The organism is Psychrobacter sp. Ps2 (assembly GCF_022129405.1).
Taxonomy (GTDB): Bacteria; Pseudomonadota; Gammaproteobacteria; order Pseudomonadales; family Moraxellaceae; genus Psychrobacter.
This window is the reverse complement of sequence record NZ_JADQAM010000061.1, coordinates 208,602-226,156: the sequence shown is the minus strand read 5'-3', so window position 1 is coordinate 226,156 and position 17,555 is coordinate 208,602. Positions and strand designations below refer to the sequence as shown.

General features: G+C 43.3%; 13 protein-coding genes. 10 read left to right on the top strand and 3 right to left on the bottom strand.

Annotated features, from left to right (window positions below):
• Positions 1–482 precede the first annotated feature (482 nt).
• The 4 genes from I3254_RS12625 to I3254_RS12610 all read left to right on the top strand — a co-directional run bounded on the left by I3254_RS12625 (position 483) and on the right by I3254_RS12610 (position 5,400).
• Positions 483–1,883, top strand: a complete 1,401-nt coding sequence (locus I3254_RS12625) for a 3-oxoacyl-ACP reductase (RefSeq protein ID WP_238053098.1) — start codon at positions 483–485, stop codon at positions 1,881–1,883.
• Between the two features lie 324 nt (positions 1,884–2,207).
• Positions 2,208–3,122, top strand: coding sequence for a MaoC/PaaZ C-terminal domain-containing protein (locus tag I3254_RS12620; RefSeq protein ID WP_160020875.1), 915 nt, complete (start codon positions 2,208–2,210; stop codon positions 3,120–3,122).
• Positions 3,123–3,179: 57 nt separating this feature from the next.
• Positions 3,180–3,752, top strand: a complete 573-nt coding sequence (locus tag I3254_RS12615) for a sulfur transferase domain-containing protein (RefSeq protein ID WP_238053097.1) — start codon at positions 3,180–3,182, stop codon at positions 3,750–3,752.
• A 211-nt stretch (positions 3,753–3,963) separates the two neighbouring features.
• Complete coding sequence (locus tag I3254_RS12610) at positions 3,964–5,400, top strand: serine hydrolase domain-containing protein (RefSeq protein ID WP_238053096.1); 1,437 nt, start codon at positions 3,964–3,966, stop codon at positions 5,398–5,400.
• 55 nt (positions 5,401–5,455) lie between these two features.
• On the opposite strand, the gene I3254_RS12605 is transcribed toward I3254_RS12610, so the two are convergent.
• From I3254_RS12605 to I3254_RS12595, 3 genes are all read right to left on the bottom strand, one after another.
• Positions 5,456–6,703, bottom strand: coding sequence for a cation:proton antiporter (locus I3254_RS12605; protein ID WP_238053095.1), 1,248 nt, complete (start codon positions 6,701–6,703; stop codon positions 5,456–5,458).
• Positions 6,704–6,951: 248 nt separating this feature from the next.
• On the bottom strand, positions 6,952–8,838 hold the full coding sequence (ilvD, locus tag I3254_RS12600) for a dihydroxy-acid dehydratase (protein WP_238053094.1): 1,887 nt from the start codon (positions 8,836–8,838) through the stop codon (positions 6,952–6,954).
• 220 nt (positions 8,839–9,058) lie between these two features.
• Positions 9,059–9,814 carry a hypothetical protein gene (locus I3254_RS12595; RefSeq protein WP_238053093.1) on the bottom strand — a complete coding sequence of 252 codons (756 nt, stop codon included), beginning with the start codon at positions 9,812–9,814 and terminating at the stop codon, positions 9,059–9,061.
• A 233-nt stretch (positions 9,815–10,047) separates the two neighbouring features.
• Between I3254_RS12595 and I3254_RS12590 the strand changes: the two genes are divergently transcribed.
• The 6 genes from I3254_RS12590 to I3254_RS12565 all read left to right on the top strand — a co-directional run bounded on the left by I3254_RS12590 (position 10,048) and on the right by I3254_RS12565 (position 17,485).
• Complete coding sequence (locus tag I3254_RS12590; RefSeq protein WP_238053092.1) at positions 10,048–10,488, top strand: HIT domain-containing protein; 441 nt, start codon at positions 10,048–10,050, stop codon at positions 10,486–10,488.
• Between the two features lie 312 nt (positions 10,489–10,800).
• Positions 10,801–12,846, top strand: coding sequence for a BCCT family transporter (locus I3254_RS12585; protein WP_191115093.1), 2,046 nt, complete (start codon positions 10,801–10,803; stop codon positions 12,844–12,846).
• 121 nt (positions 12,847–12,967) lie between these two features.
• A complete protein-coding gene (gene dusB / locus I3254_RS12580) occupies positions 12,968–13,999 on the top strand; it encodes a tRNA dihydrouridine synthase DusB (RefSeq protein WP_238053091.1) in 1,032 nt (343 codons plus the stop codon).
• A 168-nt stretch (positions 14,000–14,167) separates the two neighbouring features.
• A complete protein-coding gene (locus I3254_RS12575) occupies positions 14,168–15,055 on the top strand; it encodes an SDR family NAD(P)-dependent oxidoreductase (protein WP_165597297.1) in 888 nt (295 codons plus the stop codon).
• A 309-nt stretch (positions 15,056–15,364) separates the two neighbouring features.
• Entirely contained in the window at positions 15,365–16,402 is a 1,038-nt protein-coding gene (locus tag I3254_RS12570) for a DUF1852 domain-containing protein (RefSeq protein WP_238053090.1), read from the top strand.
• Positions 16,403–16,456: 54 nt separating this feature from the next.
• A complete protein-coding gene (locus I3254_RS12565) occupies positions 16,457–17,485 on the top strand; it encodes a methionine synthase (RefSeq protein WP_102090954.1) in 1,029 nt (342 codons plus the stop codon).
• The last annotated feature ends 70 nt before the right edge of the window (positions 17,486–17,555 follow it).

Genomic DNA, 17,555 nt, shown 5'->3' with positions numbered 1-17,555 from the left:
TATTTTATACAAGCAAATATTATCATTTATTACGCAGTACAGCTGTTTATCATAAGGCGTTTTTATTCACTTAATGTATCTCTTTAGCAAACTATGTGACGCTTGTATGAGGTCGGTAGTAGATTCATGACCATGACGCATCGCTCTAATAGACTGGCTAGTAAGAAATATTAGCATTGCATAACAGTACGTTTGATAATATATTGTTATCAATAATTAAGTATGCCATAACCTATAGGTCAGATTTTAACATGTTATAGTGGCGCTTAATGCTGCTAAAAACGACTGGCTTGTATACTGACTTGTTTACAGATTGTTGTAGACATTATCTGTTTTTGGACTTGTTTATAAGGGAAGTGTATAGTTAGGCTAGTTTTGAGGCGATTTACTAAATTTAAATAATGACGATGTCAATGTCTCTATATAATAGATTCATTGCATTTTTTATTATTATACGAATCATTAATTATAAGGATTATATTATGTCAGACCGTTATGGTGATTTTGTTCAATCTTCTATTGGCAAAAAAGTAGCAAAAAACTTAGGTTTGCCAATGCCAACGACGCTTGATCGTTTCGAAAGCGGTGAGCGTTTGGTGCGTGGTAGCGTATTGGTTGGCCGTGCTACTGGTGATGACAAGAGTGTCAGTGAGTCTGTTGCCCGTATCCTCTCAGATGTCCATGCCGAAGTATATGTAAACAGCAGTGATGATATCAAAGACGCACTTGCTGATGCAGGCGTCGAGGCAAAAGCCAACACGGGCGGCGATGATCAATTCAAAGTACTGATTTTTGATGCCAGTAATATTAGCAATGCTGAACAGCTAAAAGAGCTTTATGAGTTTTTCCATACAGTTGCACGCCGCGTAGAAAAATCAGGCCGTGTGGTTGTGGTTGGTCGTACGCCAGAGAACATCACTGATATTGAATCTGCAATGGCTCAACGCTCGCTTGAGGGTTTTGTGAAGTCAGTGGGTAAAGAGTTTAAGCGCGGTATCACAGCGCAGCTGATTTATGTTGAAGAAGGCGCAGAGCAAAACCTAGATTCAACCTTACGCTTTTTTACCTCAGCTCGTTCAGCTTATGTATCAGGACAAGTAGTACGTGTCAGTAAAGGCAGCTCAGTTGATGTTGACTGGAACCAGCCTTTGGGCGGCAAGACGATGCTAGTGACTGGCGCAAGTCGCGGTATTGGCGAAGCTATCGCTCGTGTATTGGCTCGTGAAGGGGCTCATGTTATCTGTCTAGATGTACCACAGCAGCAAGCTGACCTACAAAAAGTTGCTAGCGAAATCAGCGGCTCTGCTTTGACAGTAGATATCACTAGTGAAGATGCTGGGGCAGAAATCGCTGACGCTGCCCAAAAACGTGGTGGCCTAGATTCAATCATCCATAATGCTGGCGTGACTCGTGATAAGACGTTGGCTAAAATGGATGAGAAAAAGTGGAACATGGTCATTGATATCAACTTAGGCAGTATCGCTAGATTGAACCGCTACTTGTTGGACAATGACGTACTGAAAGAAAACGCACGTATCGTATGTGTGTCGTCAATTTCAGGTATCGCTGGCAACATGGGTCAGACCAACTATGCCACTTCTAAAGCTGGTGTGATTGGTTTGGTTAACGCAACTGCCAAGCAATTAGAAGACAATGCTAAAGGCATGACGATCAATGCAGTCGCTCCTGGTTTCATCGAAACCCAAATGACAGAAGCCATTCCATTTGCTATTCGTGAAGCTGGTCGCCGCATGAATTCAATGAGCCAAGGCGGCCTGCCAGTAGATGTGGCTGAGACTATCGCATGGTTCGCGTCACCTGCGTCTGGCGGTCTAAATGGCAACACGGTTCGCGTCTGTGGTCAAAGCTTACTTGGTGCATAATGTTGATTAATTGATAGGTATATGTGAGAAACAAGGTACAGATAGAGACAGTAGTTGTATCATATGAGCTATTATTCCTCGTTTGTATCACATATGCTTACGAAATAATCTCTGATAAAGTGTAATAAAGCTGCCCAAGGGTGGCTTTTTTATGATAAAAACACAAGAACCAATAGCCAAACTATTTTTTGCTATTAAAGATACTCATGAGGTTGATTAAATTTAATGCTTATTAGATGATTTAATAGTAGGCTTTAGTCAATGACTGCAGATTGTCTTTATAAACGTTAAAGAACTTGTTCAAGCCACACTTAGGATGTACTTATGTCAGACAAACATTATGATGCGTTGCCAAAAGCGCACACCACTTACGCCAATATTGTCAAAAGCTTATTGCCTATCGGTAATGGTGGCAAGGTCAGTAGAGACCAGTTGCCACAATCTACTTACTATGTAGATGACTTGCATATCGATCAAGAAAACCTAGACGACTATCGCAAAATTTGCGGTTTTGCTGATGATGGTAAAGTGCCAGCGACTTACTTCTCGGTATTGTCACAGACGCTGCAGATGAACATGATGGTCAAAGAGCCATTCCCATTTGCCATGCTAGGTCTTGTTCACGTTGATAATAGTGTTACCCAGTATCGTCCGATTGGAGAGCGTGAAACGGTAGCAATGTCGGTCACTTTTGATAACCTGCGCGATCACGCCCAAGGTCAGCAGTTTGACTTCGTGACTATCGTAAAGTCAGAAGAGGAAGTCATCTGGGAAGGTACATCGACTTATTTATCACGTAGCAAAAAACCTAGCAGTAAAGATAAGAAGAGCGCGCCGCGTCCGGTCATGGTCAAGCCTGAAGTAAACGAAGAGGGTGTTCATAGCATTTTTGAAGTGCCAGAAGATATCGGTCGTCGTTATGCTTTTGTCTCAGGCGATTTTAACTTGATTCATTTGCATCCACTATCAGCACGTGCGTTTGGTTTCCCTAAAGCGATTGCGCACGGTATGTGGTCAAAGGCTAAGTGCCTTGCTCTGATGGGTGACTTGCCTGATGCTTACACAATTGACGTCTCATTTAAGCTGCCTATCTTTTTGCCAGCTGAAGTAGAGCTGATTGCTGAGCCAGTAGCCCAACTTACAAACGTAGATGATACTTGTGAGTTTGGATTATATAGCTCTAAAAACAATAAACCGCATTTGGCGGGTGTTGTAACCTTAAAGAGCGACAGCAAGTAATATAAACATCATAAAGCTTCTATTTTACAGCCATATTTAACGTACATATTTATTATTATGACTTCACAAAACATGCCTTCAGAAGAAAACGCGATAGACGTAGATCAATCAAATAGCTCGATAGCAACCGATACGGCCGCTGCTAACGATAGCGGCGCTAACATTCATGTTAGTGCCGATAATGGCGTTGATTTGGCCGATATCTTTGAGCCTTATTTTCGTCCAGATGCAAACACTATCGTGTGCGGTGCATTAGATGACGAAAAAGTTGCGGCTTTAGCGAAAGCGGGCGTTGAGCTGGTCATCAACTTGCAGCCTGATGACGAGTTAAGCTTTGATGAGGCATCAGCAGTTGAGCAAGCAGGTATGCACTACGAACAGCTGCCTATCAACGGTGCTAAAGAGCTAAAGCAGCTTAAGATATTGGCATTTGATAATGTATTGCGCCAGCACCATGGCAAAAAAATCGCTATGCACTGTGGGTCGGGTAATAGAGTAGGAGCTGCAATAGCGCTGCGGGCAGGATGGTTGCGTGGACGTAAGATGGATACGGCTATGGAACGTGGTCGCAGTCATGGTTTGACCAAGCTTGAACAAGAAGTTCATAACCGTTTGCTAGTGCCGCGTTAACTAGATTTGTGGCATTGAATATTAGTGCTGTCTTAGACGTTAGCAAACTCTAAAAATAACATCAAAATAAATAATAAAAAAGGCGACCAATAGGTGGCCTTTTTTATTGGCTCACAATTCATTTATACTGGTTCAGATATTTTATATAGCTTGTGTATTACTATCATCTTAAAAATAGAGTAATTCATATCACTGAAGCAAGGTAATAACAATGGATCATAATATAGAAAATTCTAATACATCTATAAACGTTGACTTTCAAAAAAAATTACAGCAATTACTGACAGACTTACAGCTTGGTGATGCACCTGCTGGCGGGGCTGTGGCCGTGTATCAAGCAGGTCATTGTATAGCACAAGCCAGTACAGGTATGGCGCGTCCTGATATGCCGTGGCAGCCCGATACGTTGGCCATTAATTTTTCTACCGGTAAAGGGGTATTGGCAACGTTCGTTCATGTGCTGGTTTCGCAGCAACTGCTTGAATATGACAAACCTATTGCCCATTACTGGCCAGAATTTGCTGCAAACGGCAAAGATCAAATTACGTTGCGACAAATCATGTCACATCAGGCCGACTTGTTTTCGATTCAAAGTATCGATGTCGATAGCGAGACGGTACTCGATTGGGATACGATGCTGCGCCACATTGCAGCGATGCCCATTACCTCTCCCGAAGATGCGCCCAAATATGACAGCGCTTATAGTGCATTAGTGTACGGTTGGGTATTGGGCGGCGTAGTAGAGGCGGTCACGAATCTATCGTTCGCTGAAGCACTGCGCCAGTATCTAACGGAGCCTCTGGGCATTGCCGACAGCTGCTATTTTGGTGTGCCGGATAGCAAAGTAGATCAGGTGGCAAAATTGGCCAAAGATTTTGAAGAAACAGAGGATACGAGCTCCCAATTAAAATCGAGACGTCAAAAACCAACCTTAAAAGTAGACTCTCAAGAAACTTTACGTACTTATGCAAGCTTACCTAGTTATCATTACTGGCAACAAAAAATGCTAAACGACAAGCGTGCAGCTGAGACGCAAAGTAGCCTTGATGACAGCCTTGATGGAAAGCTAGATAGCTCTGACAATGATAGCGTACAGCCTGTATTAAATACTGCGCGTATCAATAGCTTATATTTCAATACCAGTCAGCTCAATCTAAAAAACTATAAGGCAGCGCTGATACCTACTGGCAAACATGCCCTTGATTATCATAACCGCCAGACGCTACAGGCTGTCATTCCAGCGGCAAATGGTGTTGCTTCCGCTAAAGCATTGGCAACAATTTATGCGATGCTTGCTAATGGCGGTGTATGGCAAGGAAAAATACTGATCGATAGTGCTACTTTTGAGCAGTTATCTACTCCGCAGGTTGAGGGTTTAGATGCGGTTATGCCAGCGGCTATGAAATGGCGATTGGGCTATCATAGATTATTTAGCCTGTATGTTAACAACGAGGATACGGATAAGAGAAAGAGTCCTGCATTATCAGGATTTGGGCATATGGGATATAACGGATCGGTTGCTTGGTGCGACCCTGAGCGCCAGTTGTCATTTGCTTTTACTCATAATTTTGATACCACTATGCTCAATGACGTTCGTCAATTTGCGCTGACAGAAGCCGTCTTGAGTTGGGTAGAAGAGATGCTTTAACAATGCTAGTTTTGATCGCGAACTGATTCTGTTTCAAATATAAGCAGCATTAATTTTAATGCTGCTTTTTTGGTGTCATTTTAAGCAATCTTGATGCGCTGAGACCATGGATAAAGATAGAAGTCAAAATGACAATCGAACAAACAATCCACAGTTTAAGCGCATCTTCATCTGCGAAGAACCCTTGATTGAGCGCATAGGACAGATAATATAGGGTACCGATACCGCGAATACCTAAAGCTGATATTGCGTATTTTTCGGTATGAGGTAGGTTCAATCCTGATAAGGCAATAAATCCACCAATCGGTCGTATAAGTAGTAGGAAGGTAAAGCTGACGATATAGACGCGCCATGTCAACTCGACACCTGCTTGTAACCCTTGACCGAGGAACATGCCAAAGATAACTAGCACTAATGACATCAATAAGCCTTCTGATTGCTCAGCGAAATCATGCAGTTTTTGATGATAAGTATGCTCACACTCCGAGCGACGAAACGCAAATGCTGCCACAAATACAGCGATAAAGCCATAACTGTGTACATACTCTGCAAGACCATAGGCTAGTAGCGTCAACGCAATAACCACATAACCTTGCGAGATGGTCGTCTCGCGAGTATGTTTAGAAAACACGACTTTGGCCAATAATTTACCAACCAATATACCTACCACTACACCTGCTCCAATCTTCCATAAGACATCATGAGTAAACCACGACCATAGCATCTCGTAAGTAAAGGCTTTGCCTTCACTGAATGCTTCTGCAATCTTAATCGCTAGGTACACAAACGGAAAAGCCAGACCATCGTTCAACCCGGCCTCTGACGTTAAGGTAAAGCGCGGAGTGTCTTCTCCTCCTGTATTGGGAGGTCCTACTTGAATGCTCGAAGCTAATACTGGATCAGTGGGTGCTAACACTGCACCTAATAAAATAGCTGCACCAAGGCTCAAACCAAACGCGTAATACCCCAAGACTGCCATCGCAAAAATACCAATAGGCATGGTAATGAGTAGCAGTCTTACTGTTGGTCGCCACAATCGCCAAGACAACTCTGTGTCGATTTTAATACCAGCACCAACCAATGACACCAATACAACAATTTCAGTCAGTTTTTCGATGAGTAAACCGTTATCAAGTGGGTCTAAAAAGGATAAAGACGTCCACCAGTAGCCCATCATTAGACCGAAGCTGACTTGGAGCATCGGTAATGAAATAGAGGTGCGCTTAAAAATAACAGGAAACAATGCCCCGAGTAAAAAGGCAATCCCGCAGATCAATAAGAATAAGTTATATTTTTCAATCATAAGGTTTACGCACGTCGTTATATTTTAAGGGTCGATTTTAAAAAAGTAGTTTTAGATATCGATGATAATTAATAGCAATAGTTGATAGTCAGTCACTGATACTCTTTATCATGACGTCAAAATAAAATAATTACCGCAAAAAATAGTTATCAAAACGACAGCTACGTTGTTTTTTGGTGAAAAAAAAGCCTGCATTGCGCAGGCTTAATATTTTTATCAGTATGTCTGGAGCATTAATAGTTTACAGACTAGCGTTCGACTTGACTCACGTCACGGACGGCACCAGTATCAGCACTGGTAGTCATAGCCGCATAAGCACGTAATGCTGGCGAGACATGACGATCACGGTTGACAGGCTTCCATGCATCACGTCCACGCGCCTCCATAGCTTCTCGGCGAGCGGCTAAGTCTGCATCACTCACTTGCATGTTGATGGTACGATTTGGGATATCGATATGAATGCTATCGCCTTCTTCGACCAAACCAATCGCCCCACCTTCAGCAGCTTCTGGGCTAGCATGACCAATTGATAGACCTGATGTACCACCAGAGAAGCGACCATCAGTCAGTAGGGCGCATTCTTTACCCAATCCTTTTGACTTCAGGTAAGTCGTTGGGTATAGCATCTCTTGCATACCAGGGCCGCCTTTAGGGCCTTCGTAGCGAATGATAACCACATCGCCTGCAACGATTTGGTCAGCCAATACTGCAGCAACCGCATCGTCTTGTGATTCAAATAGACGTGCACGACCAGTAAAGGTCAAGATGCTTTCATCAACGCCTGCGGTTTTGACCACGCAGCCACGCTCGGCGATATTGCCATATAGTACGGCTAAGCCGCCATCTGTAGAGTAGGCGTGTTTGGCACTACGGATACAGCCTGACTCACGGTTGACGTCGAGGTTTGACCACTCTTTTGATTGTGAGAATGCTTCTGTGGTACGTACGCCACCAGGTGCTGCAAGGAAACGTGCGCGAGCTTCATGGTTGTCAGGGTTCATGATGTCCCACTTATCAATCGCTTCTTTCATCGTTGCGCTATGGATAGTTGGCACATCAGTTTTTAATAACTCAGCGCGATCAAGCTCAGCGAGTAATGCAAAGACACCGCCAGCACGATGCACGTCTTCCATATGGTATTTCTGTGAGGCAGGGGCTACTTTTGCCAGACAAGGCACACCGCAACTTAGACGGTCAATATCAGCCATCTTAAAGTCGATCTCTGCTTCATTGGCCGCAGCAAGTAAATGCAAGATGGTATTGGTAGAACCGCCCATGGCGATATCTAAGCTCATGGCGTTTTCAAAAGCAGCTTTGGTAGCGATAGAGCGTGGTAGTACAGAGTCATCATCTTGCTCATAACGACGCTTAGCAAGCGACACAATGGTACGACCAGCTTCTAAAAATAGCTCGCGGCGCAATGAATGAGTGGCTAGTAGTGAGCCGTTACCTGGTAAAGCTAAGCCTAAAGCTTCGGTCAAGCAGTTCATCGAGTTTGCTGTAAACATGCCAGAGCATGAGCCACAAGTAGGGCAGGCTGAAGCTTCGATAGCAGCGACGTCTTCATCACTAATACTATCATCAGCAGCGTCCATCATCGCATCGACAAGGTCAAGCTTGCGAACAGCACTGCTGTCACTACTATCGGTATTGTGGCTCTTACCAACAGTACTGGCTAAGATTTTGCCCGCTTCCATTGGGCCACCTGAGATAAACACCACTGGTATGTTAAGGCGCATGGCGGCCATCAACATACCCGGAGTGATTTTGTCGCAGTTGGAAATACACACTAGCGCATCTGCACAGTGGGCATTTACCATATACTCGACAGAATCAGCGATCAAATCACGACTTGGTAGCGAGTACAACATACCGCTATGGCCCATCGCAATACCATCATCGACCGCAATGGTATTGAACTCTTTTGCAACGCCGCCTGCTTGCTCAATCTCACGGGCGACCAGTTGTCCAAGGTCTTTTAAATGCACATGGCCGGGTACAAACTGGGTAAAAGAGTTAGCAATCGCAATGATTGGCTTGCCAAAGTCGCCGTCAGTCATGCCGGTTGCACGCCATAATGCGCGCGCGCCTGCCATATTACGACCGCCGGTAGAGGTTTTTGAGCGATAATCCATGTGATATTCCTTACAAATAGGCGGGGTTATAAAAATGTGCACCCTCAGTTTTAATAGGGATAGTGTGCTTTTTATAGAGAGTGAGTACTAGTGAATAATACTAATTCGTTACCATACCATTAGATATGAATAACTAAAAACAATATGCTAATAACAGTGAATTAATAATAACGAATTAATAATCACAAGCGACGAGCGAAAAAACAATTATTCAAAATATCTATTCAATACGTTCTAATATGGCTTTGTCAAACCAAGGAAGATCGGCTTTGTCTGCTTCTAGTTTTACAATGGCTGCAAGCGCATGAGTAGCCAGTAGCTGCTGATAATCACTACTAGCTTCAATCATCAATAGTGATTCGGCAGGTAGTGCTTGCGTATTGGGGTTTTGCTCGTCAATACTGATTAACGGCTGCTTATTATTTTTATAAAGGACGTCTACACGACCAAAAAACTGCCAGTCTTTAAAAGCGGCAATAATAGCGTCGGCAGCATCTTTAATATATACCTGCTGCGTCTCTTTACCCGTATTGGTCCAATGTAGGCGTACAGCCAATTGCAATGCCTCACTAAATACCACCAATGAGCCGATAATTTTCACATGCCAAGGGCTGGTCAGCAGCTCCTCGTCAATGCCGATTAATTTGGCAGCTTCATGAGCCGACATGGGTGTATTAAATTGAAGCAGTAACTCAGGAGTGAGTGGGTGCGTTTGTTTGATCGCATCATCTAAACTGTCATAGTGATACAAAAAGGGCAGTGGCAAATCTTGCGTGACAGTCTTCTTTATAATTTTGCAATTGTGTATCTGCCAGCTGATGGCTTTATCAGTCAATGCTTCTGCTAATATGATAGCGTTCGGATCAATGGTTTGAGTACCACTTTCACTCTCAATATCAGAGTATTCTTCCTGATTATCAAGGGTTATAGCAGTGTTATCCATATCTGGTTCAGTCGGCAAAGTAGGCAAATCCATAAACATAGCGTTGTTAAAATAGAGGGCTAATATAACATTTAAAAGGTATGACTCGCCAATAAATTAGTGAGCTAGCATGGTTGGAATATGGCTTGATATTTTTCAAATTCGGTTGTCATACTGACTTGTACTAAAGTTATATTTCGTCCACTATATGACAGATGCTTTTATCTATTTTGGATAGCTATTGAGCTATTAATTAACTAATAATAAAACTCTTAAAGGAAAAAATAATGACTGAAGTAAATCCACAAACTGCTTATGATGACAATAACATTTTTGCCAAAATGTTAGATGGTGATATTCCATATCACAAAGTATATGAAGATGATAAAACGCTCGCCTTTATGGATATCATGCCGCAAGCAGAAGGCCATGTATTGGTGATACCGAAGCAAAAAGCGGTAGATTTGGCCGATCTTGAGCCAGAGTATGCTGCTGCGGTATTAATGACGTCTAAAAAGGTCATGCAAGCCCAGCGTCAAGTGTTTGAGCGTGAAGGCGTTATCCAAATGCAGTTGAATGGCTCACAAGCAGGTCAAACAGTCTTTCATTATCATGTGCATCTCATTCCATCAAGTATCCATGAATTGGGTCGTCATGCAGTGACCCAAGCCGACAACAATGATTTGGCAGCTATTGCGCAGAAGTTGGCGGCAGTGATTGATGCTTAGTTAGGAAACAGATTGCTTCTGTTTAGGTACAACAAATACTGGTATTTATGAATTAGCGAGCATTTATAGATTATAAATTACCAAAGTAGAGTACATATACAATCCAAAGGCAGCTAGCAAGCTGCCTTTTTTATTTTCTTGGTAATAGTCATGTAACATTCGTTAAAGTCATGTTACGAGTTGAACGCTTGTCTAGGGTTTTGGAAAAGAGTGTGATAATTATTATAACCATTCACACACATTTTCTAATCTTTGCCTTAATTAAAAATTTTCATAAAAAGGCATCGTCAACTTTTGAGGATATTATCTTTCATGAGTAAATTACCTCGTTCGACTATTTTATTACCAGTCTTTGTACCTGCAGCAATTATTATGCTGCTATTGGTCATTGGTACGGCTATTAACCCTGAGGCAGCGGGTGCTCTGTTTAGTGATGTGCTTAGTTTTACGACTGAGACATTCGGTTGGTTTTATATGCTGGCAGTGGCACTGTTTTTGATGTTCATTATTGTACTGGCGTTTTCGTCTTATGGCAGTATCAAGCTGGGCCCTGATCATGCTGAAGCGGAGTACGGATTCCTTGAATGGTTTGCCATGCTGTTTTCGGCAGGTTACGGGATTGCGCTACTGTTTTATGGGGTAGCAGAACCAGTGATGCATTTTTCTAGTCCGCCAATGTCGGATCCGCAGACTATCGCCGCGGCAAAAGAGGCGATGCAAATTGCGTATTTCCATTGGGGTTTTCATATTTGGGCAATTTATGGTGTCGTTGGTTTATCACTAGCTTATTTTGCGTTTCGTCATGGTCTACCACTATCAATACGCTCGACGCTGTATCCGATTATTGGTGACAGGATTCATGGCCCTATCGGTCATACAGTCGATGTGTTTGCGATATTAGGTACGATGTTTGGTATTGCTACCAGTCTTGGCTTGTCGGTGTCGCAAATTAATGCGGGACTCAATTATCTATTGCCAGATATCATTCCAGTGAATACGACCGTGCAGGTGATTGCCATTGCCTTGGTGACCGCCGCGGCATTGGTATCGGTATTGGCAGGGATGGATAAGGGTGTAAAACGCTTATCTATTTTAAATATGCTATTAGCAACTGCATTAATGCTGTTCGTATTTGTTGTCGGTCCGACCATTTTTATCTTGAATGCCTTTATGGAAAATACGGGTAGTTACTTGGGTAATATCGTTGAACGTACCTTTAGCTTGCAGGCATACGAGAATAGCAATTGGATCGGCAGCTGGACCTTGTTTATTTTTGCATGGACGATTGCATGGGCGCCTTTTGTGGGTCTGTTTATCGCCAAGATTAGCCGTGGTCGTACTATTCGTGAGTTCGTATTGGGTGTGATGCTAGTACCGACTTTCTTTACGTTCTTCTGGTTTTCGGTGTTTGGTGATACCGCACTACATATGATTATGGTCGATGGTTATACCTCATTAATCAGTGAAGTACAAAACAACCAAGCGATTGCTTTGTTTAAACTGTTAGAGAATCTACCGTTTACTGAATTTGTGTCGTCGTTGACCATTTTATTGATTATTACCTTTTTTGTGACGTCATCGGATTCTGGCTCATTGGTAATCGACTCGCTAGCGGCAGGTGGTCGCAGTGATACACCATGGTGGCAGCGTAGCTTTTGGGTAGTGACTGAAGGTGCTGTCGCAGCAGTATTACTACTTGCAGGTGGTTTAGAAGCCTTACAAACAGCGGCTATCGTTAGTGCGTTACCTTTTGCCATTATTATTCTTATTTCAATGTTTGGTATGTGGCGTGCGCTGCGTATCGAAGGACATCGTAATCAGAGCCTTGGTAATGACAACAGACTGCCGCCGCATTTACTCAAACCGTCTGCATGGCGCGAGCGTATTGATTATATGACCGATAAGCCAACGCGTGAAAAGGTTCTTAGCTATATCAAAGAAGTGGTGATGCCTTCGATGATGGAGGTGTCGTCTAAATTTGCAGAAACCGGCTGGACGACTGAGGTCAATTATGACGCGGTCAATAACCGAGCCGTATTAGAGCTACAGCGCGGTGACGATGTCGAGTTTTGGTATGAGGTACGCTTATCTGAGCATGATGCGCCTGATTATTATACTGAAGACAGCGCAGATACTTTGCCACAAGAGCATCATCATCGCGCTGAGGTGTATCTACGCCGTGGTGGTCAGACCTATGATTTATACGGCTACAAATCTGAATCAGTGATTAATGACATCATTGATCAGTTTGAGAAGTATTTACATTTCCTCAATGTATCACCTGATAGTCTACCGTGGCGCATGCAAGAGCATGATGATGACATCACGCTAGAGCAGGGCAGTGTGCTTGATAAATAATGCATGGGATGTATTAAAAACGAGTAATGCTTATGCAAGTTATTCACGTGAATAGCTTGCATTATGTGCACGAATCCTTAGAATAACGGCTTGTTTTCCTTACAAATCAAGCCGTTTTCTTATGTCTATTGATTTTCCCATTTCACCTTTATCCTCGACTTTGTCTGATCATCCATTGTTGCAGCCATTAAATATCGGTGGCCTGACGATTGAAAACCGTCTAATGGTCGCACCGATGGCAGGCGTGACGGACAACCCTTTTCGCCGATTGTGTAAATCATTTGGCGCAGGTCATGCGGTCAGCGAGATGATCATCGCTGATACCGCTCTTTATGCACGCAAAAAATCGCTCTATCGTGCCAATTTTGATAACGAAATAGCGCCTATTTCTGCGCAAATAGCAGGCGCAGAACCTGATAAATTGGCAGAAGCCGCACGTTATCAGATAGATAATGGCGCACAGATTATTGATATCAATATGGGCTGTCCGGCTAAAAAAGTGTGCCGTAGGTTAGCGGGTTCTGCACTGCTGCAAGATGAAGATTTGGTCGCGCGCTTGCTAGATGTAGCAGTAGGTGCAGTCGATGCGCCTGTCACCTTAAAGACGCGCTTGGGTTTTGAGAATGGGCGTGAGAATATTTTGCGCGTTGCCAAGCGTGCAGAGCAAGCGGGTATTGCCGCGATTGCCATTCATGGGCGTACACGTGAGGACATGTATAGCGGCGAGGCGCGTTACGAGCTGATACGTGAGGTCAAAGAAAGCATCAGTATTCCTGTGATTGCCAATGGCGATATCGATAGCGCGCAAAAAGCGCAGCGTGTCTATGAGCTGACCGGTTGTGATGCGGTGATGATAGGGCGTGCTGCGCAAGGGCAGCCTTGGATATTTCGCGATATCGAGCATTTTTTGCGCTCAGGAGAAGTGCTTGCTGCACCTAGTGTGAGCGAGATAAAAGAGATTGTCCTAGCGCATTTGCAAGAGCTATATGAGTTTTACGGCGAATATTCAGGCTGCCGAATTGCTCGCAAGCACATTGCGTGGTATACCACCGGCATCCCTAATTCCAACGCTTTTCGCCAAGCCATGTATGGTGAAGAGAGTACCGCTGGGCAGTTTCGCGTGGTCGAAGACTTTTTACACGCGCACGAATAGCAAGAAAAAACGGTCAGTTTAAGCAATACACTTGATAATAAATACCTAACTGCTAATATTCATGATATTAAATGCATTTTACGGCTTATTTATTAACTTCAATCCAATTATATTTGTTATGCTTTAGGCGAACATTAACGGAAGTATCATTTACGAAAAGGATCTTTTATGGCCAATCCCTCAAAAAAAGCAATCAGCAAAGCAGTCAAAGATAAGCATGTTATTATCACAGGGGCATCAAGTGGTATTGGTGAGCGTACGGCCTATTTGCTCAGTGAATGCGGTGCTCATGTGATTTTGTTGGCACGTACTGAAGACAAATTAAAAGCCGTGAAAGACAGTATCGAGGAGCTTGGTGGTAGAGCTACTTATTACCCTTGTGATCTGACCAATATGGATGATATAGAAAAAGTCAGCGCGCAAATTTTGGCAGATTTCGGTCATGTAGATGTCTTGGTTAATAACGCTGGTCGCTCAATTCGCCGCTCGGTACACGAGTCTATAGATCGCTTCCATGATTTTGAGCGTACCATGGATATCAATTACTTTGGCGCGGTTAAAATAGTGCTTGGATTTTTGCCGACGATGATTGAACGTCAGACTGGTCAAATTGTTAATATATCATCGATTGGTGTGCTGGCGAATAGCCCGCGCTTTGCCGCTTATGTCGCTTCAAAATCGGCATTGGATGCCTTTAGTCGCTGCTTGGCTGCTGAAGTAAAAGGCGATAATGTCACGATTACCAATATCTTTATGCCGTTGGTGCGTACGCCGATGATTGAGCCAACTAAGTTATACCGCTACATGCCTGCGCTTATGCCGGATGAGGCGGCGATGATGGTTGCCAAAGCGATTGTCCATAAACCAAACAGTATTGCCAGTAACATGGGCAAATTTGCCTCAGCGACTTATTCATTAGCACCAGCTATTAACGTTGGTATTCAATCGATGGGTTATCGTATTTTCCCAAGTACTCGTGCTGGATTGACGAGTGATAAAAAACCAAATATTGCTCAGCGTGCCTTTGCTAGAATTTTACCGGGTGAGCATCACTAGAATCGATTTATTATTAGCTTTGAATACGATGAAAAAGGATACTACGGTATCCTTTTTTTATGCCTCAAATACTCTTAAGCAGTATAAAAGCCTTCTTCGCCGCCAGTATGGGAAGGGGTTAGTTATGCGTTAAATGAATTCTCAAAACTTCTGCTATTCAATTTCCTTTATATATCTAATTTTCAGGAAGATGAATGAAATTCATCTTATGTTTAAATTGTATCGTTTTTATTCATGTTTAGATTTCGGTATGATTCACCTCATACAAAGATTTGGTTTTATCTCAGATAAATAAGGTAGCGGATCACCATGAGTAAAGAATTCAATTGTTCAATTAAGCACATTCGTTTTGACGAAAACTATCAGCCTGCAGATAGCACGCGTTTGACGACTAACTTTGCAAATTTGGCACGCGGCGAGCACCGCCAAGAGAACTTACGCAAAACGTTAACCATGATTAATAACCGCTTCAATGCATTGGCGCATTGGGATAATCTGACAGCAGATCGTTATTCTGTTGAAGTTGATATCATTTCTGTCGATCTGGATGTTAAAGGCAATGGTCAGACCTTTCCTATTATCGAAACGCTAAAAACAACGATTGTGGATCACAAAGAAAACAAGCGTATCGACGGCATGGTTGGCAACAGTTTCTCATCTTACGTGCGTGATTATGACTTTAGTATTGTGTTACCAGAGCATCGCGACAAAAACCTAGCATCCATAACGCCAGATAATTTTGGTGAGTTGCACGGCAAGCTGTTTCAATATTTATTGAATTCAGAGGCTTACAACGCTCATTTTCACAAAAAACCAGTGATTTGCCTGAGCGTGTCAACCAGCAAGACTTACTACCGTACTGTCAATCAGCATCCTGTATTGGGCATTGAGTACAAGCAAGATGAATACTCGTTGACCGACGACTATTTTCATAAAATGGGCTTAACGGTACGTTATTTTAAGCCTGAAGGTAGCGCCGCGCCATTAGCATTTTATTTTGCAGGGGACTTGCTCAGTGATTACACCGATCTTGAACTGATTAGTGCAATCAGTACCATGGAGACCTTTCAGAAGATCTACCGTCCTGAGATTTACAATGCCAACTCAAGCGCTGGACAAGTGTATCAACCTAGCCTGAATTACCAAGACTATTCATTGACGCAAGTGGTCTATGACCGCGCCGAACGTAGTCAGATGGCAGTAACCCAAGGCAGATTTACTGAGACACACTTTATCAAGCCGTATCAAACCATCCTTGAGGAATGGGCTGCAAGCTATGATGTAACAGGCGAGACTGCTCAAAAAGAAGCCGCTGACAAAGAAACGGCTAGGAAGCAAGCCGCTTAACTGAGCATCACTCATCAACATAATAAAAAATAAATTAACTAGAAGATAAATCGTATGAAACTACTATTACCGACGTCTACCGCTGGCAGCTTACCAAAACCTTCTTGGCTAGCAGAACCAGAGAAAATTTGGTCACCTTGGGCGTTAGAGGGCGAGCAGTTGCTTGAAGCCAAGCAAGATGCGCTGCGTGTATCATTGCAAGAACAACAGCATGCAGGGATTGATATTGTCAGTGATGGCGAGCAGACCCGTCAGCATTTTGTGACGACATTCATCGAACACCTTGATGGTGTTGACTTTGAGAAGCGTGAGACGGTCAAAATTCGTAATCGCTATGATGCGAGTGTGCCGTCAGTCGTTGGTGCGGTGAGCCGCCCGAAGTCCGTGTTCGTTGATGATGCCAAGTTTTTGCGTCAGCAAACCGACCAGCCAATCAAATGGGCGTTGCCAGGGCCGATGACGATGATTGATACGTTATATGACGGTCATTATAAAAGCCGTGAAAAATTGGCTTGGGAATTTGCTAAAATTCTGAACCAAGAAGCAAAAGAATTAGAAGCGGCTGGCGTTGATATTATCCAGTTTGATGAGCCTGCATTTAATGTGTTCTTTGATGATGTGAACGACTGGGGTATTGCGACTTTAGAGCGCGCCATTGAAGGTCTAAAATGTGAGACAGCTGTTCATATTTGCTACGGCTATGGCATCAAAGCCAATACCGATTGGAAAAAGACACTGGGCTCAGAGTGGCGCGAATACGAAAAAGCGTTCCCTAAACTGCAACAGTCGAAAATCGATATCATTTCCCTTGAGTGTCAAAACTCACGTGTGCCTATGGATCTGATCGAGCTGATTCGCGGTAAGAAAGTGATGGTCGGTGCCATTGACGTGGCAACCAACACTATCGAGACACCAGAAGAGGTGGCAGATACGCTACGCAAAGCGCTACAATTTGTCGATGCTGACAAGCTGTATCCTGCGACCAACTGCGGCATGGCACCTTTGTCTCGCCAAGTCGCACGTGGTAAGCTCGCAGCCTTAAGCGCTGGTGCTCAAATCGTTCGTCAAGAGCTGACTGCTTAGAGTTTAGCCGTTTAGGAAATTCTATTTAAAGAATTTCCCTTACAAAACTAAAATTGAAGCACAATTTTTT